The organism is Gimesia panareensis, from assembly GCF_007748155.1.
Classification (GTDB): Bacteria; Planctomycetota; Planctomycetia; order Planctomycetales; family Planctomycetaceae; genus Gimesia; species Gimesia panareensis.
Map to the genome: position 1 here is coordinate 7,772,965 of NZ_CP037421.1, position 20,191 is coordinate 7,793,155.

The 20,191-nt window shown below is 54.0% G+C and carries 24 protein-coding genes; 9 read left to right on the forward strand and 15 right to left on the reverse strand.

The annotated features are described in order from the left end of the window. Positions 1–364: 364 nt before the first annotated feature. The 3 genes from hisI to Enr10x_RS29505 are packed head-to-tail and all read left to right on the forward strand — an operon-like array spanning position 365 to position 2,834. Positions 365–850, forward strand: coding sequence for a phosphoribosyl-AMP cyclohydrolase (gene hisI / locus Enr10x_RS29495; protein ID WP_145115946.1), 486 nt, complete (start codon positions 365–367; stop codon positions 848–850). A gap of 27 nt (positions 851–877) precedes the next feature. Beyond that, the gene (locus tag Enr10x_RS29500; protein WP_145115949.1) at positions 878–2,281 is read left to right on the forward strand and encodes a hypothetical protein; all 1,404 of its coding nucleotides are present in this window, start codon (positions 878–880) and stop codon (positions 2,279–2,281) included. A gap of 52 nt (positions 2,282–2,333) precedes the next feature. Next, positions 2,334–2,834, forward strand: coding sequence for a 6-pyruvoyl trahydropterin synthase family protein (locus Enr10x_RS29505; protein ID WP_145115952.1), 501 nt, complete (start codon positions 2,334–2,336; stop codon positions 2,832–2,834). A gap of 104 nt (positions 2,835–2,938) precedes the next feature. Here the strand turns inward: Enr10x_RS29505 and rpsR are convergent, their stop codons facing one another. The 3 genes from rpsR to Enr10x_RS29520 form a co-directional block, all read right to left on the reverse strand. Beyond that, a complete protein-coding gene (gene rpsR, locus Enr10x_RS29510; protein ID WP_145045814.1) occupies positions 2,939–3,220 on the reverse strand; it encodes a 30S ribosomal protein S18 in 282 nt (93 codons plus the stop codon). Between the two features lie 110 nt (positions 3,221–3,330). After that, complete coding sequence (gene rpsN, locus Enr10x_RS29515) at positions 3,331–3,600, reverse strand: 30S ribosomal protein S14 (protein ID WP_145115954.1); 270 nt, start codon at positions 3,598–3,600, stop codon at positions 3,331–3,333. A 165-nt stretch (positions 3,601–3,765) separates the two neighbouring features. Then, positions 3,766–4,572 (reverse strand): SDR family NAD(P)-dependent oxidoreductase, encoded by an 807-nt coding sequence (locus Enr10x_RS29520; RefSeq protein ID WP_145115957.1) that lies wholly within the window; start codon positions 4,570–4,572, stop codon positions 3,766–3,768. Positions 4,573–4,781: 209 nt separating this feature from the next. On the opposite strand from Enr10x_RS29520, the gene Enr10x_RS29525 reads away from it, so the two are divergent. The 4 genes from Enr10x_RS29525 to scpB all read left to right on the forward strand — a co-directional run bounded on the left by Enr10x_RS29525 (position 4,782) and on the right by scpB (position 7,842). After that, positions 4,782–5,465, forward strand: coding sequence for an NAD(P)H-hydrate epimerase (locus Enr10x_RS29525; RefSeq protein ID WP_145115960.1), 684 nt, complete (start codon positions 4,782–4,784; stop codon positions 5,463–5,465). Positions 5,466–5,639: 174 nt separating this feature from the next. After that, positions 5,640–6,395, forward strand: coding sequence for a Crp/Fnr family transcriptional regulator (locus tag Enr10x_RS29530; protein WP_145115963.1), 756 nt, complete (start codon positions 5,640–5,642; stop codon positions 6,393–6,395). A gap of 160 nt (positions 6,396–6,555) precedes the next feature. Beyond that, positions 6,556–7,038 carry an anti-sigma factor family protein gene (locus Enr10x_RS29535; RefSeq protein ID WP_145115965.1) on the forward strand — a complete coding sequence of 161 codons (483 nt, stop codon included), beginning with the start codon at positions 6,556–6,558 and terminating at the stop codon, positions 7,036–7,038. A gap of 39 nt (positions 7,039–7,077) precedes the next feature. Then, a complete protein-coding gene (gene scpB, locus Enr10x_RS29540; RefSeq protein ID WP_145452555.1) occupies positions 7,078–7,842 on the forward strand; it encodes an SMC-Scp complex subunit ScpB in 765 nt (254 codons plus the stop codon). Between the two features lie 24 nt (positions 7,843–7,866). Here the strand turns inward: scpB and Enr10x_RS29545 are convergent, their stop codons facing one another. The 11 genes from Enr10x_RS29545 to metF form a co-directional block, all read right to left on the reverse strand. Further along, positions 7,867–8,727, reverse strand: a complete 861-nt coding sequence (locus tag Enr10x_RS29545) for a hypothetical protein (RefSeq protein WP_145115970.1) — start codon at positions 8,725–8,727, stop codon at positions 7,867–7,869. 50 nt (positions 8,728–8,777) lie between these two features. Further along, positions 8,778–9,608, reverse strand: coding sequence for a hypothetical protein (locus Enr10x_RS29550; protein ID WP_145115973.1), 831 nt, complete (start codon positions 9,606–9,608; stop codon positions 8,778–8,780). Positions 9,609–9,850: 242 nt separating this feature from the next. Then, entirely contained in the window at positions 9,851–10,372 is a 522-nt protein-coding gene (locus Enr10x_RS29555; protein ID WP_145115976.1) for an alpha-ketoglutarate-dependent dioxygenase AlkB family protein, read from the reverse strand. A gap of 25 nt (positions 10,373–10,397) precedes the next feature. Beyond that, positions 10,398–10,844: a hypothetical protein gene (locus tag Enr10x_RS29560; RefSeq protein WP_145115978.1), complete on the reverse strand. Its 447-nt coding sequence runs from the start codon at positions 10,842–10,844 to the stop codon at positions 10,398–10,400. A gap of 24 nt (positions 10,845–10,868) precedes the next feature. Then, positions 10,869–11,363 carry a macro domain-containing protein gene (locus Enr10x_RS29565; protein WP_145115981.1) on the reverse strand — a complete coding sequence of 165 codons (495 nt, stop codon included), beginning with the start codon at positions 11,361–11,363 and terminating at the stop codon, positions 10,869–10,871. A 60-nt stretch (positions 11,364–11,423) separates the two neighbouring features. Continuing rightward, a complete protein-coding gene (locus tag Enr10x_RS29570; protein WP_145452556.1) occupies positions 11,424–11,732 on the reverse strand; it encodes a hypothetical protein in 309 nt (102 codons plus the stop codon). Positions 11,733–11,751: 19 nt separating this feature from the next. Continuing rightward, positions 11,752–12,243, reverse strand: coding sequence for a GNAT family N-acetyltransferase (locus tag Enr10x_RS29575; RefSeq protein WP_145115986.1), 492 nt, complete (start codon positions 12,241–12,243; stop codon positions 11,752–11,754). A 62-nt stretch (positions 12,244–12,305) separates the two neighbouring features. Next, on the reverse strand, positions 12,306–12,764 hold the full coding sequence (locus tag Enr10x_RS29580) for a hypothetical protein (RefSeq protein ID WP_145115989.1): 459 nt from the start codon (positions 12,762–12,764) through the stop codon (positions 12,306–12,308). A gap of 23 nt (positions 12,765–12,787) precedes the next feature. After that, a complete protein-coding gene (locus Enr10x_RS29585; protein ID WP_145115992.1) occupies positions 12,788–13,558 on the reverse strand; it encodes an ADP-ribosylglycohydrolase family protein in 771 nt (256 codons plus the stop codon). Positions 13,559–13,978: 420 nt separating this feature from the next. Then, entirely contained in the window at positions 13,979–14,839 is an 861-nt protein-coding gene (gene aroE, locus Enr10x_RS29590) for a shikimate dehydrogenase (RefSeq protein WP_145452557.1), read from the reverse strand. A gap of 53 nt (positions 14,840–14,892) precedes the next feature. Continuing rightward, positions 14,893–15,774, reverse strand: a complete 882-nt coding sequence (gene metF, locus Enr10x_RS29595) for a methylenetetrahydrofolate reductase [NAD(P)H] (RefSeq protein ID WP_145452558.1) — start codon at positions 15,772–15,774, stop codon at positions 14,893–14,895. Between the two features lie 459 nt (positions 15,775–16,233). Here metF and ahcY point away from each other — a divergent pair, with 459 nt between their 5' ends. Further along, positions 16,234–17,565: an adenosylhomocysteinase gene (gene ahcY, locus Enr10x_RS29600; RefSeq protein WP_197997417.1), complete on the forward strand. Its 1,332-nt coding sequence runs from the start codon at positions 16,234–16,236 to the stop codon at positions 17,563–17,565. Between the two features lie 237 nt (positions 17,566–17,802). Then, positions 17,803–18,822 (forward strand): TIM barrel protein, encoded by a 1,020-nt coding sequence (locus Enr10x_RS29605; RefSeq protein WP_145116000.1) that lies wholly within the window; start codon positions 17,803–17,805, stop codon positions 18,820–18,822. 87 nt (positions 18,823–18,909) lie between these two features. Here the strand turns inward: Enr10x_RS29605 and Enr10x_RS29610 are convergent, their stop codons facing one another. Further along, positions 18,910–19,956 carry a fatty acid desaturase family protein gene (locus tag Enr10x_RS29610; RefSeq protein ID WP_145116002.1) on the reverse strand — a complete coding sequence of 349 codons (1,047 nt, stop codon included), beginning with the start codon at positions 19,954–19,956 and terminating at the stop codon, positions 18,910–18,912. Between the last annotated feature and the right edge of the window lie 235 nt (positions 19,957–20,191).

Below are 20,191 nucleotides of genomic sequence, written 5' to 3' on the forward strand. Positions count from 1 at the left end.
CCCTTTTTCAAACTGCCAGCTTGCGCATGTATACTATTCACCGGATTCGCGTCGATTATTCTGCGAAACCTCTTAAAATCCCGGCTGAAACTGCTGACCTGCCCCACCATTGGGTTTACTATTTCGGTTAAGAAACCATACCCGCAGGCAGAAAATCTCTCGATTTCCGCTTGAACAGCGCCTTGGACGATGTGTCTCCCCTATCGCATTGCGTATGATGTATTCAGCCGCGCTGTTTTCCCGAACGGATCGATGAGCGACCGCATTCCCTGGAAGACCTGCCACCCGAAAAAACAGTCTCAAGTGGAGAGATATTCTCCAAAGTCGTATATCAAGATCGTATTGAAGTGAGGAAAGACAAATCATGTCAGATGGAATTCAATTCGCTGGACGGACTTCAGTCGAACAGGTAGAAGAAGGAAACGAACTGGCTCCGAAATTTGATCAGGACGGTTTGATTCCGGTTGTTACCACCGACTATGCCTCAGGTGAATTGCTGATGCATGCCTACATGAACGAGGAAGCACTCAAGAAGACCATTGAACTGGGCGAAGCCGTCTACTGGAGCCGCAGCCGGCAGGTGCTCTGGCACAAAGGGGCCACCAGTGGCCTGGTCCAGAAAGTCAAAGAACTGTTGATCGACGACGACCAGGATACGGTCTGGCTGCGTGTCGATGTCATGGGAGGCGGGGCCAGCTGTCACGTCGGTTACCGCTCCTGTTTCTATCGTCGTGTGCCCGTTGGTGAAGAAGGAAAAGAGAAAGGCCTGGCGCTCGAATTCACGGAAACCGAAAAGGTTTTCGATCCGAAAGAGGTTTATGGAGACGCTCCCAATCCCACCAAACTGTAAATCGGTTTCAAACACGACAGGTGTATTATGAGTCATTTCAGTCGACGTGATTTCCTGGCCGCCTCGCTGGCGGCTGCGGGATCTGCTTATTCGCTCGAAGAGTGGGCTTTTGCCAACCAGAGCGAAACAGCGAATCATCCGAATCTGCACATCGCTCCCTTCCGGTTCGATGTATCGCCTCCCAAGGGGCATTCCCTCTGTGGAGGCTGGATCAAACCGGTCGTCGGCTACGATGATTCCCTGGAAGCGATCGGCTATGTCCTGCTGGGTGCGGGCAAGCCGATTGTGGTCTGCGCGGTCGACTGGACCGGGCTGCTCAACGATGCGCACATCAGCTGGCGACAGGCTCTGGCCGAAGCTGCCGGAACAAGCATCGATCGCGTCGCCGTGCAGTGCGTGCATCAGCACAATGCACCGTTTGCCTGTCTGAATGCCGAACAGATTGTCCTGGAGCAGGGGGATCTGCCGCATATTGTGGAACTGGACTTCTTCAACGAATGCCTGGAGAAGGGCCGCAAAGCGATTTCCGCTGCGATTCCCAAAGCACAACCTGTCACCCATATCGCCCACAGCCAGGGCAGAGTCGACAAGGTCGCCTCCAACCGCCGGATTAACCGCGACAAAGCGGGTAAGATCATCAGCATGCGGGGCAGCAGCTGTCGCGACGAACATCTGCGGAGCATGACCGAAGGGACCATTGATCCGTTCCTGAAAACAGTCGCCTTTTACAACAAAGATAAAAAGCTGGTCTCCTGCCATTACTACGCGACCCACCCGATGAGCTATTACGGCGACGGGCGTGTGAGCAGTGACTTTACCGGCCTGGCCCGCAAGCAGCGGCAGCAGGAAGAACCCGGTTGCACCCACATTTACTTCACCGGCTGTTCGGGAAACATTTCCGCCGGCAAGTACAACGACGGGTCCAAGCCAATGCGGGCCATCCTGGCGAAACGCATTTACGAGGGCATGCTCGCCTCGGAAAAAGGGCTCAAACCGGAACCGGTTGGCAAGCTGACCTGGAAAACGCACGATATTTTACCTCCCGTTCGGAGCAGTTTCAGCGTAGAAGAACTGACGAAGACGATTTCCAACAAAGCCAACAGCGTGGTGAATCGCAACCGTCCTTCCTACATGCTGGCCTGGCTGCAGCGGATCCAGAAGCAGATCCCGATCACCCTCAGTTCGCTGCAGGTCAACGATATCAAAACGCTGCATCTGCCGGCTGAAAGCTTCATCGAATACCAGTTGCGAGCCCAGAAAATGCAACCGGATGAGTTCATCGCCACAGCTGCTTACGGGGATGGGGGACCGTGGTACATTCCGGTTGCCGAAGAGTATCCCGCCGGCGGATATGAAGTCAGCGTCGCTTTCTGCGATCCCGAGATGGACGCCGTGATGACACAGGGCATGAAATCCCTGCTGGACAGTTAACCGAATTGAAGAGAAGTAAAGCTAACGCCATTTTAGAGGTTGAGTGAGTCACATGGGTATGACAATTATGCGACGGGTCAAGTTCAACGCCGGACACCGTCTGTATCGCCATGAAGGAAAATGTCAGTTCTTTCACGGCCATAATTACATCGCTGATTTTTACGTCACCGGTCCCGAAACGGATGCCGTAGGGCGGATTATCGACTTTGCGCAACTCAAAGCCCTGCTGAAAGGCTGGATCGACGAGAACTGGGATCACGGCTTCCTGCTCAATATCGAAGATCAGAACGGCCTGAATGCGATTCGCATGGTCGAGCCGACGAAGTACTTCGTGCTCCCCTACAACCCGACCGCGGAAAATATGGCCCGCTACCTGCTGAATGAAGTCTGCCCGAACCTGCTCAACGACCTGGGCGTGCAGGCAGTCAAAGTCGTGATCTGGGAAACCGAAGAATCCTGTGCTGAAGCGACCCTGGATCAGACGGATAAAACCGAAGCCGGTTTACTCGACTCTTTCCAGACCGATTCGTTTCCCACCGGGTTTCACTGGTAAGCACTACTCATAACCGAGGGACACTGTCCTTCACACCGCGCATTAAAAAAGCTCTGGACTGATCTGGTCCAGAGCTTTTTCTTTTGTCTCTTCTCTTCAGCCGCTTAGTCTTCTGCAACGTAAGGCAGCAGACCGATGAAGCGAGCCCGCAGGACAGCGCGACGAACGGCACGCTGGTAGAGAGCGGAAGTCCCTGTCCGACGACGGGGCAGGATACGTCCTTCACGATCCAGGAGAGAACGCAGTGTTCTCAGATCCTTGTAATCGACATATACGGGACGTGGAATGTTACCATCCGGGCAGAACCGGCATTTGAGCTTCTTCTTCAGACGAGCTCGTTTTTTCCGACGTTTGACAATCTCTTTGCGGGATAAACCGACTGACATAGTGTTGTTCCTTTTTCATGCGTCGTAGGACATAGGACACCCGAAACCGGGGCGACGCTGATTTCAGTTCGCTGGCAGGGGCCGCCACTCACACAGTGCGGCCGTTTCGCTTACCAGCTGGATTTCTTCATGCCGGGGATCAGGCCATCTAAAGCCATGTCCCGCAGTGCGATACGCGAAATCTGGAATTTACGATAGTTGCCACGAGGACGTCCTGTCAGCTGACAGAGACGACGCATACGGGTGCGGCTGGAGTTACGAGGCAGTTTAGCCAGGCCTTCGTAGTCCCCTTTCGCAATCAGTTCAGCCCGTTTTGCAGCGTGCTTTTCGACCAGTGCGTAGATTCGCTTTTGTTTTTCAATCTTTGATTTGGAAGCCATTTATATACCTTCTTCGACAAATTCCAAAAATGGGAACGACAGTTATACTGGCTCTCCTGACAGATCGTCAACTTGCCGGACCGTTTTTGCTCTGAAATCAGCTAAAAAATCGCCGGTTCTCAGAGAATCTTCGCAGCCCCACCCGGACACGTGTTCATGCGCACGCTATTTTTTATCTTTCTGGGGCTGCGGTCGGAAATATTTCATCGATTCGACGACCACCGTGCGGCGGGTCGCGATGCGAACCAGCAATGAGAGCATGTAATTGCCCCAGCCGGAAACCATATACTGGCGTTTCTTTTCCAGGGCTTTGAGACCGGTTTTGACTACCTGATCGACGGTCTGGTAGCGATGCTTCTTCAGCCAGCCTTCCACGCCGGCGACGTCAAAGAACTCGGTCTGCGTGGTGCCGGGGCAGAGTGCGGTCACGGTGACCCCTTTATCGCGGGCTTCCGCCCAGAGCCCTTCGGTGAAGTGCAGCACATAGCTTTTACTGGCAGCGTAGGAGGACATGTAAGCCACCGGCTGAAATCCGGCGACCGAGGCGATATTGATAATGCCGCCATGCCCGCGTTCCATCATTTCCGGTAGATAGAGGTAGGTCAGATCGGTCAGGGCGCCGATATTCAGCTGGACCATCTGCATCACCCGTTCCCGATCGGTCGAGGCGATATCCGAAACCACGCTGAAACCGGCATTATTGATCAGAAGCTCGATCTCCACGCCCCGCGATTTGACCTCGTCATACAGCTTTTTGGGTGCATCCGGCTCGGCGAGATCCAGCACAACCACTTCGGTTTTCGTACCATGCCGAGTCAGCAGGTCGGCGGCCAGCTCTTCCAGATGCTCCTGGCGACGCGCTGTCAGTACCAGATGCATTCCCCGTGCGGCCAGCCGGTGCGCAAATTCAAGGCCGATCCCGGATGAAGCACCCGTAATCAGAGCCCATCGATCAGAATATTCATCTATCACAGCTGACTCTCCAGAAGTATCCTGTTTGGAGACTTAGATTTTCCATATAAAAAGGGGTCGGGAAGAAGTGCTGCCCGCGTCAGGGGGAATCGTAATTGAATTCAGGTCCGGTGAAAACCCCGTAACCACTGTTTATAACCCTGCTTTGATCGATTTTTCATGGTTTAAAATCGAACTCAGGGCTGATTTTTGATCAAATGAGGAAAAAAATGACACCGATCGAACGACTCAGCCGGGAAGAAGTTCGCAGCGTCGACCAGCGTACGATTGAAGAATTTGGACTGCCCGGAATCGCCCTGATGGAGAACGCCGGCCGCGGCGTGTTTGAACTGCTCGTCTCACTGAAAGCCCGGGGGCCGATTAAAATCTGTGCCGGCAAGGGGAACAACGGCGGGGACGGCTTCGTCATCGCCCGTCATCTGGACAATGCGGGAATTCCCGTCGAACTCTTTCTGCTCGCCGACCCCGAACAGCTCACCGGCGATGCCGCCACTAATTACCAGGTCGCCTCGCGGATGGGCATCTCGATTCAGGCCGACCCCGATCTACAGGACCCGGAAGGGTTCTGCGCGTTCCTCGCATCGGCGGAGTGGATCGTCGATGCTCTGCTGGGAACCGGCGTGCAGGGGAGTATTCGCGAACCGTTTGCCACCGCGATCCGGCTGATCAACGAAGCGTCAGCCAACAAGCTGGCCATCGATCTTCCCTCGGGCCTCGACTGTGACACGGGACAGCCTCTGGGAGATTGTGTCATCGCTTCTCAGACAGCGACATTTGTCGCGGAAAAGAAAGGTTTCGCGGCTCCCGAATCCCGGGATTTTACGGGAACCGTACATGTACTGGGAATTGGAGCGCCTCGACAGATCATCACGGAACTCCTGCAAAATCAGTAGTTTCAGGCCCGTTTGAGCCGCGCAGTTCCCAGTTGTCTCTCTCGGCAAAATGGAAAAAACAGCCGATTCACAAAAACGGGGGTTCTCAAATCGACTTCAATCCCGATATATTATAGTCCGCCCGACAACTTGTGAGAGTGGGCCTGTTTGGACCGACCGATTAGATTGGCCTCCATGGACAAAAACTTCTGGTTTCTCAAGAACTGTGACCTGTTCGAGCGGCTGAGCGAAGACCAAATCGCCCAGGTCGAGCGAAATGCGTCTGTCAAACAGTTCGCGCGGGGAAACATGGTCTATCTCCCTACCGAAAGCAGCGATTCGGTCTACCTGTTACTCAACGGCCGAATCAAGCTCTACCACTTGACCGGCGAGGGGAAACAGGCGCTGCTGGCCCTCATCGAACCGGGGGAACTCTTCGGCGAACTGGCGATCCTGGGGGGTGGCGAACGCGAAGAATACGCGGAAGCCATGCTGAAATCCACGATCCTCCGGATCCCCGGACAGGTCATTCAGGATCTGATGCAGCTGCATCCCGAAGTCTCTCTGGGCGTTACCAAGCTGATGGGGCTGCGGCGACAACGGGTCGAGCAGAGGCTCAAATCTTTGCTGTTTCGCTCCAATCGCGACCGCCTGACCCACCTGCTGCTGGAGCTGGCAGAAAAATACGGACGATTCACACCGGAAGGCGTCTTAATCAACATCAAACTGTCACACCAGGAACTGGCAAGCATTATCGGCAGCACACGAGAAACCGTGACGGTGCTGCTGGGCGAACTGCAGGACGAACGCAGTATCGATATCCAGAAACGACACATCATCTTAAGAAAGGCCCGCTATCTGGCACATTCGATTGACTTCAAACTGACTCCCGCCTTCCAGGCCAAACCGGACCAGTCGGGCGAATTTGTCTTAAGAGGAGCGGAAGCCTGAACTTATAACACCCAACCCTGATTTGACTCACCAGAAATGTGCTGGAACTGTAAGCTATCTCACAGATCACACCAGAGCAGACTACGATAATGAACATAGGGAGTCGATTCCCGTTCGAGAACTGATACAAATCCTACTGCGAGGGTAGGAGGCTTTGAAAATGAATACACAGCAAACAACCGAAACTGAGGCGGATTCACATTCCGAGTGGCGGGCCTGCGCTCCGGGGGATCTGGGACAATTTGTCTCGGTCATGAAAAAACGACGTAAAATCAGCCACCTGATCACAGGCGCTGAAATTTTGACAGCCTGCCTGGCGGTGGGTCTGCTCGGCTTTTTCGGTATGAACGGGCTCCCTGGTTCCACGGATCAACCGCCGAAACAGGTCGTCGACCGGGCTGGCCAGAAACATCCCGGCGGTCTGTACTGTGACGAAGTGAAAGAATACGCGAAGGCGTTTGTGAACCATCAGTTAGACCAGGAAACCACGGATAAAGTGAAAGAACACCTGGCACATTGCCCCCGCTGCAAAGAAAAGCTTGATCAACTCCGGGCAAACATGCACAATAACGCTGCTGCCCACCACGTCCCGCCCCAGGAAGAAGCGGAGTGGGAAGCGTTTCTGTTGACCTTGAATCAGTAATCGCCTGAGATCAGCCGGTTCCCTGAAAGGATTGAGGGAATGACCCTGGAAGAAGAAACCCCCGCCGACGACGATACGCTCTCCAGCGAAGACGACTTTCTGGCCGCCTTTTCATCAGCTGGTCAGGTCGATGAAGAAATCGACGCCGACTACGAACGGACCCTCGAAGCCCTGGAGGCCGTCGAACGGGATCTCGAGCTGCCCGCAGAATCCGACGCGGACGAAGCGCAGGCAAAACCGACTGTCAAAACCAGTTCACAGACGGCAACGAAGCGGGAAACCCGGATTCCCCCGCGTGCCATCATCGAAGCGGCGCTGTTTGTCGGCGGCAAACCGCTGACCACCAAGAAGCTCTGCTCACTGCTCAACGACGAATACTCGTCTTCCTATGTAGACGATCTGCTCGACGATCTGAACCGCCAGTACAACGAAGAGGCCCGGCCTTACGAAATCCGCATGGAGGAGGGGGGCTATCGCCTGATCCTGCGTCACGACTTCGAACGCATCCGCAACCGCGTGTATGGCTTTGGCCCCAAGGAAATCAAGCTGAGCCAGGACGCGCTGGAGGTGCTCGCGCTGGTCGCCTATCGGCAGCCGATCACCAAAGAAGAGATCATGGCCGCCGGTAAAGACAAAGCCGCGGGCATCCTCAGGCAGCTGGTCCGCCGCGAACTGATTGCCATCGAACGTGAAGAAGACAAAAAAGCGGAAGTCAAATACATCACCACCAGCCGCTTCCTGCAGGTCTTCGGCCTGGGAGAGATCGAAGAACTGCCTTACAGCGAATCGCTGAATCATAAGTAGTGCGGCAAAAGTAATCGCTCCCTTTCAATCGGTCTGGATCCGGTTCTTTTTCACAAAGATCGCCAGCACCACCAGGATGGCCGCAATGATGAGTACCCATTTGGCGATGTCGTCACCCGTGTCATGCTGCAGAGGATTGAAGTCGGGAGGATTAGACGACACGAGGGGCGGCTTGTCATTGGCGGCGAGAATCGCTTCCGTCCAGGCCCGGGAAGCTGTGCGGGTCCACTCCAGGTCCTCCTGCGGTGCATAACAGAACAGAAACAGCAGCTGGCCTTGGACATACATCACTGTCGCGGTCGCCGTGGAAATATCCTCTTCAGCTTCCGCATCGGCTCCCTCTTCCAGGGGATCCGTAATGGTCAGAAACATGGAGACGGCCAGTGCATGAGATGACTCATAATGTGGTTCAAAGGGGACCAGCTTAGATACTTCGATCGCGGTTTCCAGATCGAACTGCTCCTGAACCCCTTTATTGAGTCGCTGGTAAATCTGGGGATCTTTCGCTTTGATCTCCCGAATGGTTTGCTGGTATTCACGTCTGGTCGCCTTTTTCAGCTCTAAAAAATTTGTGTGGTTGATCACCTTACGTTGCAGGTTCCGGTTGACCTTAAGGATGAATTTCCGTTTGAGGTCAGGCAGCTCTCCCTTAAGCGCGGCGGGCGCTTCGGTCCTGGAAATATAAGTGGCTACGTTCTCATTCAAGGTGTCGGAGGCATTCAGGTACTCGCCGTAAAGATAGACTTGTTCCATCTCGGGTGTGACCAGCACGAAGCCGTCCGGCGTGGGGATTTCCAGTCTCTTCCCTCCTACCTGAAAAGGTTCTGCAGCAACGATCCCCGGCAGACAGGCGAGTACCAGCAGGCAGATCAGTAGTTGTTTCATTTCCATTTCCCCTCATGCGACTTTATGAACATGGAGTCTTCTGCTGCGTTTCAGACAGTCTGTTTCCCTTTATTCTTCGCACTTTTAATAATGGAAGCCAGGGCGAAGATGAGCCCGAAGATCACCCATTTAATGGCCCATCGGTACTGGCGCAGGCCTCCGTTGCCGGGAGTCTCATCTGGTGCCTGTGCATTACTGCTGAGAATGCTTTCGGCCCAGGAGCGGGAAGCTTGCCGCGTCCATTCCATTTCGTCCTGGTCTGCATAGCAGTACAGAAACAGTATTTTTCCATCTGTATTTAAAAATGTGGTCGTGCAGCACAAGACGGCATCTTCCTGACTGCCATTCGCTTGCATGTTATAAGTAATGAACATGGTGAATGACATTGCATTGGGGGCCTCGTAATGGGGCTCCAGTGGAACCACATCGGAGAGCTTCATCACAATATCCAGATCGAATTCTTTGCTGAGCCCCTGGCTCATTTTTTCTACCACTTCGGGCATCTTGCTCTTAACCGTATCAATGATGACCTGATTCTGATTTTTGGTGGCCGCTTTTAACTTGGCAAAGTCATTTGACCCCATGACTTTGGATTTCAGTTTCTTGTTGACTTTCAGCAGAAAGAAACGGTCCAGCTCAGTGATCGTGCCCGCTTCTGCCTGTGCGCGATCAGCTTCGGGGATGTAGCAGGCCAGCTGGTCGTTTACCGGATCGATCATCTGCTCGCTGAGACGATAGAGGGCATGCATCTGCGGTGTCACTTTGATGAAACCGGCCGGAGCAGGAATTTCCAGGCGCTTTTTTCCGACCTGAAATGGTTCCGCAGTAACGGACCCCGACAGACAGACGACGACAAACAGACTTAACAGCAGATGTTTCATTTCAGTTCCCTTGAGCGAGCCAGATACACATTTGGTCAGATATCATGCCATATCGAGTGCATAGACGGCAACCAGTATCCGCACAAAACAGGGAATTCGTCACCGATTCAGGGAATGGCATGTCGTCGGTAGTGATACCGACACGAATCAGAGTCCAGCCGAGCAGGAGCGTTCTGTTTTAATGTCATTGATCTGAAACAATTTCTCAGGGCTGGAGTACGTTTTTTGAGATGGTTTTCTCTTCAGCCTGTAATCGACCGAAAGGTCAGGCTGATCCGCGCGCCCGCTGCTGGATCTTTGGGAATAGCATGCTGCCATTCATCCTGAATTTCTCTTTTCATATACAGCAGATCGCCGTGATTTAACGCATACGAAAACTTTAATTCCGGATCCTGCTTATTGCGGAACGAAATGAATCTGGTGGAACCCAGCGAAAGAATTACGACACCAGTCCCTGCCTGCATTTCCGCGGTGGAATCAGAGTGATAGCCCATCGTGGACTGTCCGTCGGGGTAATAATTCAGCAGGCAATTATTCGGCAGAAAGCCGACCTGACGCGCGATGCGCTCACAGACAGGTATCAATGCGGGCAGCATCTCAGCCTGGGGATAGGTCATGTTCGAATAATTGTAAGCCACGCCAAAGCTGGCCGTTTTCCGGGCTTTCATCCGCTCGTCCCACTCCACCTGTTCGCTCAAAAAGTTGAATAACTCTGTCGCGTTATCTAGAAATCCCAGATAGAGATCCAGCTGTGGTCCCGGCATGATGGTTCGTCTCAGTGAATACTGGTCACTCCAATCGCAGTTCCAGCAGCTGACCAGCACCGCAGGGGAACCGCTTTGTTTTTCCTGTCTGCAGTAGAGACCGGATTTCCACCGTTTCGGTTCGCACCACCTGTGTCTTCGCACTCCCGGAAGACACACGGTTTCCGACCTGCAGCTGCAATGCCACATGAAACTGCTGTCTGTCAGCGGGTGTGATTGTCCCTGCCGCCCGGACGCCCACTGACAACGCAGGCGCTCCCTGTACTACCGGCAGCGTCCCCCCGGAACGAGAGTCGAATTTTCCCGCCGCGGTCGTCTGCACCGTGCATTCGGCGAGCACTTTGGCCGGCTCCTGCTGACAAAGTTTGACGGAGACAAACCGGGGGCCCGCTGCAGGCACGGGGTCACACGTATCCGCGACAGCGAAACCGGTCAGAAACAGCGACATGAGACAGGCGATTCGAATTAACATCAGAGACTCCTTTCTGATTCCGCATCAAATTCCTTCAGCCGATACGGATTTCTGGTTTTTTCCATACTTCACAATCACGACCCGCGCCGGACTGTCTATCCTTTCAAAAGCGTTTTGCATTACGTTCAGAGACCAGTCTTTGCCCCGGTTCCCGGATCCGGAACCGATCAGCGGGAATGCCACGCTTTGAAACCGGTTCTCGTCTACGATTTTCATGGCGTTGATCACAGACTGCTTGACCGAATACTCCGTCGCAAACCAGAGCAGGTTGATACCGGCAACATGGATGATGCCTCGATAAGGCAATCGTCCGGCCGATGTCAGCCGGGCTTCGCCCAGAGGGATCGTTCCCTGTTTTGCAACTTCTTTAAACGGCACAGTGCCGCCCTGTTTCTTGATGGCGCCGGAAACGCCCTGAGGTAATAACAGCCACCAGGGAATCACGTTTCGATTCCAGCTGTTGACAATCACTTCTGTGGGTTGATCTAAGATATTTCCGGTTACAATTTCAACATTCATGTTTCTGACCAGGGCACTAGACATTAGCGTCGGGAAGGACCTGTCCCTCCTCACACAAGATCAGACACCTTCCGGCTGCTGATTTGTGCCTAATTCTGTATTAATTCCCCGAGCCTGGTCTCGCCAGGGAATCGATCTACGGGCATCGTCTCCGGAATAATATTGTTTAATCTGGTCCAGCGTCACATCCGGTTCGAGGTGCTTCACGATCCGGGAGACGCGATACCATTCACTGCCGAGGATGATCAGCCCCCAGATCAGCCCGAACGGGACTACCCAAATTTTGTATTCCACATAGAACCCGATCAGGCAGGCCAGACAGAGCCACACCCAGTTAATCAAGGCGGGATAGAGATCGAACCGTTTCATCGAAAGACCTCACATTTTTTCAGTAGATCGTATCAGGTGGTTCCCGTTTCATCCAGACGTATTCTATCGGCTGTCCCTGGTTGAACGCGTTCTGGGTCGCGCGATCCAGACGAATGAACCCGCACTTTTCATAACAATAGATTGCTGCAGTATTTCTGGGCAGCACGCGCAGGAACAGATCGTCGATCCCGTAAACGGAAGCCACTTTGATTAAAGCAGCCACAAACGCCTGCCCCAGTCCCTTACCGCGACAGTCCGGCTTCACCAGGATCCGGGCCAGTTCGATTTCCTGCTCGGTGACGTCGACCCAGAGCTCGCCATAAGCGACCAGTTGATCTGCTTCGAGGCCGGTAAAAGGGTGAACCTGCATGTCGGCGTGCCAGATTCGAAACTGATCTGGATCCAATGGAAAGCGCGCCCGTTGACCGGCCCAGGCGGCGCATTCTTCCGCAGTCAGCGGCCAGGCTGCGATCTCGGCTGCATCACTGTTTTGAAAAAGTACCAGTTCCATCTGTGAGTCCGTTTTATTTGCAGGATGAAACGACTTCAGTCAAGCGCCTTGGACGTGAAACCCTAAGTCAGCAGCCAGAGAATCAGTGCCTGATACAACCCGATGACCAGTATGATCCCTGCCATCAAGACCATACTGATATCATAGCGGATCGCTGCATACAAAGATGACAAAAAGCTCAGAGTAGAGAGGACTATGATCAGAATAGACCAGTTGGCCAGATTCTCGATCGTTGCCTTTGATTGAGTGGAATATGCTTTCCCGATCAGCAGAAGCAGCCAGGCTGAGGCACCGGTAACACCCCAGAGCCCCATGACTCCAGGTCCAGAGAGGCTCCTGATCTCTGGTGGTGCAACTCCTGCATTCCCGAGGTAACCAATCGTCAAAGCAGTATAGGGTACGTATATCACAAACACTGCAGCCTGAGAAAAGGCAAACAGAGCCAGTCCGATGATCTGCTGCCGGGACAGCGTCTGTTCCGGACTGTGATCAGAGTCCGTCTTTGGGGTGGAATGATTCATAACTCTCTGCTGCACCTTTTGACTCAGCCTATAAACCTGTTATGGAACTCATTGACTGTCTCCCGAATCCGGTCATCCAGCAGGGGTAAGACCTGGTTCATCATTTCTTCAGGCACGCCGCCATAAAAGGGCTCGGCGATCGCGCCGGCGATACAGGCCATCGTATCGGCATCGCCGCCCAGGGAAATCGCGTTGCGGATGGCCGATTCGAAATCGGTTGACTCCAGAAAGGCGATGATCGACTCCGGCACCGAACCCTGACAGGAAACGTCGAACACATAATGAGGCCGGATCTCTTCCAGCGTTCTCTGCAGGTCGTATTGGAATTTGTTTTCGACATAGTCACGCATCTCGGACTTTGATTTTCCGGTGCGTGCCAGAAAGACACAGGCTGCGGTCGCCTGGGCACCGTAAATGCCCTGCTGATGATTGTGGGTTACTTCTGCCGACTTTTTTGCCAGATACAGGCAGTCGGCCAGCGTTTCCGCTGCATAAGCGACGGGACTGACACGCATGGCAGATCCATTGCCCCAGCTCTGATAGGGCATCCGCTGTCGGAACTGAGCCCAGGTCAGAAACGTGTGTCCGTAACCGGCATCCGGATAGCGTCTGACATAGCGCTGCAGTGTGCTGACAAGGTCCGTGTCATGTAACAGCCAGTCCGCGACCGCAACAGTGAGCACAGTATCGTCGGTAAAGGTCGACTCTTCGCGAAACAGATAGAACTGCGTCGACTTCGTAGGCACCTGTTCGAAGTACGAACCGATGACATCACCTGCGATGGCACCCCACATTCGATACCTCCTTTTTCTGATTCCCGCCTGAGCTGTAATCGTGCCTGCACACAATCCGAAACGTATCAGCGTTATGTTACACTATGAAATGAACAGCGAGTAGCCGCAAATTACATTCGGGTATACCCGTTTTTATATACCACGAAACACACGAAAGAGTTGAGTACGGAAGTAATCTCTGTGGGTGGCACCGAATGCAATTCGGTGTTGGCTGAGACAACAGGAGGTTGCGGTGTGAACGTTGTCTGTTGATCGGATTTGCCTCATGCTATCGGGAGCAGGTAGGAAGCGCAACTCTGATTTGAGCGCGTCAGCTGTGACTTCCTGCTCGCTGCGCTCGGCCCGAATTGCATTCGGGCTCACCCGGGGTTTTTGGAGATTCGTTTCGGTTAAACCCATTGTGCGTTTTTTCAACGCCAATTACTCAACGCCGAAGACTTCTTCGAGGGCGGCCCGCATGACTTTAGGATCTGGGTCTACGCCGGTCCAGAGCTGGAAGCCGATCACGCCCTGGTTGACGAGCATGCCCAGACCGTCGAGTGTGGTGCAGCCTGCTTTGGCGGCTTCGCGGAGCAGGTGGGTCTCGGGGGGATTGGGGATCACGTCCGAGACGATCATGTTCGACTTGAGGGAAGCGAAGTCGAGCGGGAAGACGGCGTCCACATCGGGGTAGAGGCCGATCGAGGTGGCGTTGATGACGACGTCCACATCGTCCGCGAGAGTATAGTCGCCGTCCCATTTCGTGAACGTGGTGGGAACGCTGGTCTTTTCCCTAAGCAGCTGCGCGAGGGCCTCGCCGCGTTCGGTGCTGCGATTGACGATCGTGATTTCGGCAGCACCTGCGAGGGCGGTTTCCACGCCGATCGCGCGGGCCGCACCGCCGGCACCGAACATCACGATTTTTTTACCGGCCGGGTCCGTCACCTCTTTTAATGACTGTACGAAACCTTTGCCGTCCGTGTTTTCTCCGAGGAGCTGATCGTCTTTGCAGACGATGCAGTTCACGGCTCCCATCATGGCGGCGGCATCGCTGATGCCGTCGAGGTACTGGATGACTTCGACTTTATGCGGGATGGTCAGGTTCGCACCGCGGAAGCCCATGGCCCGCAGTCCGCCGACCGCCTGTGCCAGGTTCTCGGGGGCGACTTCAATTGTCAGGTAACGCCATTCCAGACCGCAGGCATTGTAGGCAGCTTCCATCATGCACTGTGTGGGATTCTCCGCGACCGGCTGTCCGAACACACATGTCAGTTCCTGTTTAAAATTGAGCGGCTGGTTCATGTTGTGCTTTCTTTCTGCTGAGTCTGTTAAGTCGGGAAGAGGTCACACTGCGGTCAGGCCTGGTCCTCATGCCAGCCCAGGGCATCGAAGATCCGTTTGCAGGCCTGCGAACGGTTCAACACATAGAAGTGCATGCCCGGGACCCCGGAATCGATCAGTTCCTGGCACTGGTTGATGGCATATTCCACACCGATTTCAAACTGGTCGTCCAGGTCATCCTGAGCCGCTTCCAGCCGGTTCACCAGATCCGCGGGGAATTCAGAACTGCACATCGACATGATCCGCTGGATCCGTCGAAACTCGGTAATGGGCATGATGCCGGGAATGATCGGGCAATCGATGCCTGCCTGGCCACAGCGTTCCCGGAAACGATAGAAGTGTTCGTTATTGAAAAAGAGCTGGGTGTAGACCGCATCGCCGCCCGCATCGATCTTGCGTTTGAGGTTCTCCAGGTCAGCCTGGGGAGTGAGGGCCTCGGGATGCACTTCCGGGTAGCCGGCCACACCGATCCCCATGTCGGGGAAATTCTCGCGGATGAGCGTGACCAGTTCGCTGGCATATTTCAGACCGCCGTCCGCGGGAACAAAGGTTTCTGCCCCCTTAGGCGGATCGCCGCGGAGGGCCATGATATTGGTGATGCCAACGTCGGCGGCTTCCTGTAACCAGGCGAGCAGTTGCTCGCGGGTGGAACCGACACAGGTGAAGTGAGCGGTCGCGGTGGTCTGCAGCTGCTTCTGGATGATGTCACAGAGTTCGATCGTCCGTTTACTGGTGGATCCTCCCGCGCCGTAAGTACAGGAGACAAAAGCAGGTTGGTAGCGAATCAGATCTTCCAGTGTACGAAATAACTCCGCATCACCGCTTTCGCTTTTGGGAGGGAAGATTTCCACAGAGAGACCAAAGGTCCCCGAACGATAGATTTCGCTGATTCGCATTATCTTTACTTGTCTCAAGGGGTGAGGCGAACTCGGTATGACTTGATATCACGAGATTACGGCTCGCGTAGTGTATAAATTATGGGTTTTGCCGGTCAACAAATCTGCATTTTCTATTGCCAGTCTGGTTCGATTTACCTATCTTGCAGTCAGCACAAAGGCCATTTACGTGTCTATTTGCCAACTCCTGAAACAGTGGCCTGCCGGGGAGGCAGACCCTGCTTGAAAAGCAGACCGCGATGCGAACCTGAGATGGGGGTTAGCTGGTATCTCAACCAGTGGTGGCCAGCTTCTCAACAGGATAGAGACTCTGATCGAAATCGATGAAACCGGCTGAGATTCATCGTCTATTAATTGGTCTGCTTAAGTAAAGCAACTATAATAACATGATTCAAGTCGGTTTCCGCTTGAAGATGAATCAAATTTCCCCTTTTCCAACTGAACCAACAAGGATTGAGAATGTCGACCGAAACCAACCCGTTGCCGTATAAAGTCAAGGATTACAGCGAAGAAGAGTTCCAGAAACTCGCTGCCTGGGGTCGCAAGGAAATCGAACTGGCAGAAACGGAAATGCCAGGCCTGATGGCACTGCGGGAAAAGTATGGAAAAGATCAGCCGCTCAAGGGAGCCCGGATCGCCGGCTGTCTGCACATGACCATCCAGACCGCCGTCCTGATCGAAACCCTGACCGCACTGGGTGCCGAAGTCCGCTGGTCCAGCTGTAACATCTTCTCCACACAGGATCACGCTGCCGCCGCCATCGCTGCGACCGGCGTGCCCGTCTTCGCCTGGAAAGGGATGAACGAAGAAGAGTTCGACTGGTGTATCGAGCAGACCCTGTTCTGGCCGAATGGCGAAGGTCTGAACATGATCCTCGACGACGGCGGCGACCTGACCGTGATGGTCCATGAAAAGTATCCCGAGCTGCTGAAGAACATCAAAGGTCTGACCGAAGAGACCACCACCGGCGTGCATCGCCTGCATCAGATGTTCGAGCAGGGCAAACTGGGCGTGCCTGCGATCAACGTCAACGACTCGGTCACCAAGAGCAAGTTCGATAACCTGTACGGCTGCCGCGAATCGCTGGCTGACGGAATCAAACGGGCCACCGACATCATGATCGCCGGCAAGGTGGTTGTGGTCTGTGGTTACGGCGATGTGGGTAAAGGTTGTGCCGACGCGATGAAAGGCTTGGGAGCCCGCGTGCTGATCACCGAAATCGATCCGATCTGCGCTCTGCAGGCAGCGATGGAAGGTTATGAAGTCACCACCATGGAAGACGCTGCCAGCCGCGGCGATATCTTCGTAACATCTACCGGTTGCTGTGACGTCATCCGGGGCGATCACCTGGATGCGATGAAGAACGAAGCCATCGTCTGTAACATCGGTCACTTCGATTCTGAAATCCAGATTGCTTACCTGAAGAACCGCAGCGATATCGAACAGATCGAAATCAAGCCGCAGGTCGACAAGTTTGTCTATCCCGACGGCAAGGCCATCATCGTGCTGGCTGAAGGCCGTCTGGTCAACCTGGGTTGTGCCACCGGCCATCCTTCGTTCGTGATGTCCAACAGCTTCTCCAACCAGGTGATCGGTCAGATCGAACTCTGGAACGAAAGCGACAAATACGAACTCGGCGTCCACATGCTGCCCAAGCATCTGGATGAAGAAGTCGCCCGTCTGCACCTGGACAAGCTGGGTGTGAAACTGTCTAAGCTGACAGACGCGCAGGCCGAGTATCTGGGCATTCCCGTGGAAGGTCCCTACAAGCCGGACTACTACCGCTACTAAGAGCGGCGCGGCTTCAACGGAACTGAATCAGGCCTCCGAATTACCTCGACCGGGATTCGGAGGTCTTTTTTTGCGCCGCGCCAAAGTCTGATTGTCACATGGAAGGCCAGTTCTTATAATCCGGGAACGGTCTGGCGTGGAAGGATCACTGCCGGACCGTTCCGCTTTGATTTCCCTGAAGCATGATGTGTACTGCATCCTGTTGTTACGATTACACGAACAGAGAAAGACTCTCCTATGACACCATCTTCATCGCGCCGTGACTTTTTGAAACAGACTGCCGCCCTTTCGACCGGGCTGGCCGTCTCCGGCTGGGCCGGTTCCCTGCTGGCCAATACGACACTCAGCCAGCCTCTGTTTAAAATCTCCCTGGCCCAATGGTCGCTGCACGTGGCCCTCAAAGGGGGCAAACTGGACAACCTCGATTTCGCCAAGGTGACCAAAGAAGAGTTCGGCATCGATGCGGTCGAGTACGTGAACCAGTTTTTCAAAGACAAAGCCAAGGATAAGAAGTACCTGGCGGAAATGAACAAGCGGGCCGCTGATTTCGGCGTGGAAAACGTACTGATCATGATCGACGGCGAAGGGGCCCTGGGCGATCCCGATGCTAAAAAGCGGACCCAGGCGATTGAGAATCACCACAAGTGGGTCACCGCAGCGAAAACACTGGGCTGCCATTCGATTCGCGTGAATGCCCGCAGCAACGGCAGCTATCAGGAACAGCAGAAGCTGGCTGCCGACGGTCTGCGTCGCCTCACCGAGTTCGCCAAAAAGTACGGCATTAACGTACTGGTCGAAAATCACGGCGGTCTGTCGTCGAACGGCGCCTGGCTGGCGGGCGTCATGAAAATGGTCGACATGCCGGAATGCGGCACGCTGCCTGACTTCGGTAACTTCGTACTCGATCGAAAAACCGGTGAGGAGTACGATCGCTATAAAGGCGTTAAAGAGCTGATGCCGTACGCCAAAGCTGTCAGTGCGAAAACGCACGACTTCGACAAAGATGGCAATGAGATCCACACCGATTACCTGAAGATGATGAAGATCGTCCTGGATGCCGGCTACCACGGCTATGTCGGGATCGAATACGAAGGCAAGAAGCTCGATGAATATGCGGGTATCAAAGCCAGCAAGAAGCTGCTGCTCAGTGTCCGCGAAGAACTGACTCCGGAAGAGACCGCTGATCCCTGCTGTTCGCAGGAAGGGTACTACGTCCCCCGGCGTCGCCTGTTCCGTCGGCGTCTGTTCCGCAGATAAGCCGCGGACGGCAGTCTGCCTTGATCAATAAAAAAACGCCCCAGAGGTCATTCAGACACTGGGGCGTTTTCGTTTTTCAGTATTTCGCTACGAAGCGCGATGTGCCTTGGCGACGTCGCGGTCGGAGAGAATCTCGCGGGCAACGTCGGTCACGAAGTTATCCGCGCCCAGCCATTTTTCTTTCTTGGGTGCCGGAGCACCGACGTTCATGCCGACTCCCGGTTTCCACAGGGCAGGGATGGTATGACGAATGGCAGACATGTAGGTGGTAAAGACGGGATATTTCGTTTCAGGGTTGTCCTGCTGATAGTTGTCCATCTTTTCCACCAGCTTGTTATGAGCAATCTTGGGATGCCGATGGTGGGGACCGTGCACGAAGATGTCAAAGTTGATGTAAGTGCAGATCCGGGTAATCAGACCGTTGCCGATCACAGTCCGGGTACCGAGCAGCGGATCGTAGCTTTGCATACCCAGGTGTTCGGTGAATTTACGGAAGGTCTGAATGACACTGGCGATCCAGTGCGGAATCACCCAGGCCACAATGAAAGGACGCCAGAGCGAAAACCAGGCGATGGTTCCCAGCAGTGCGACCCAGAAGACAGCCATCGCGGCATATTCGAGCCGCATGGTTTTAATGACCTTGGGGTTTTTGACCGGTGTCTTTTTACTGAAGCAGAGCCGGCTGTAAACGAAAGGCGAAGTGAAAAAGCCAAACGGAAATTCCAGCCAGCAGAAAATACGACGGAACGTGAGTGACGTGGTCGGATCGGAGTAAGGCCACAATTCCCAGTCGCCGGGCTTGTTCAGGTAAGCATGATGACGGATGTGGGCTTCCCGGTATGCGGTATAAGAGACGAACAGTCCGGTGCCGATGGCGCGCCCCAGCCAGATGCTGACCCAGGGCTTACCACAGATTCCCTGGTGAGACGTTTCATGGAAACAGCTCGACCAGCAGAACATGCTATAGGCAGCAATCATCGTCCAACCGACCAGGAAGTACCAGTCAGTGGAAGGCCATTGGAATGCCAGCGCTATAATCGCGATGGATCCGAAGAGTGAATGTAAAAAGCGGGGAGTTGTCGATTTTGTTTCGAGATCTTCAATCTCTTTGGCGGAATAGTGGGTCACCGACATCGCACGTACCTCCTGGTTGTGCTCAAACTTTCAAAACGGGTCGTTTAAATACGTATCGGAAAGTTGAGCCTGTGCCTCATCAGGTGATATGCAACAATTAGACTAGTTCACTAGGAGCTGCGGCAATGTTTACCCAGTCACCCTATCTTTCCGACATAGTTAGAATATGTCGTGAAAGACCATGTTGCATAAAAGAATCACCAGACAAATGGCACAACCTGGATAACTATGTTAA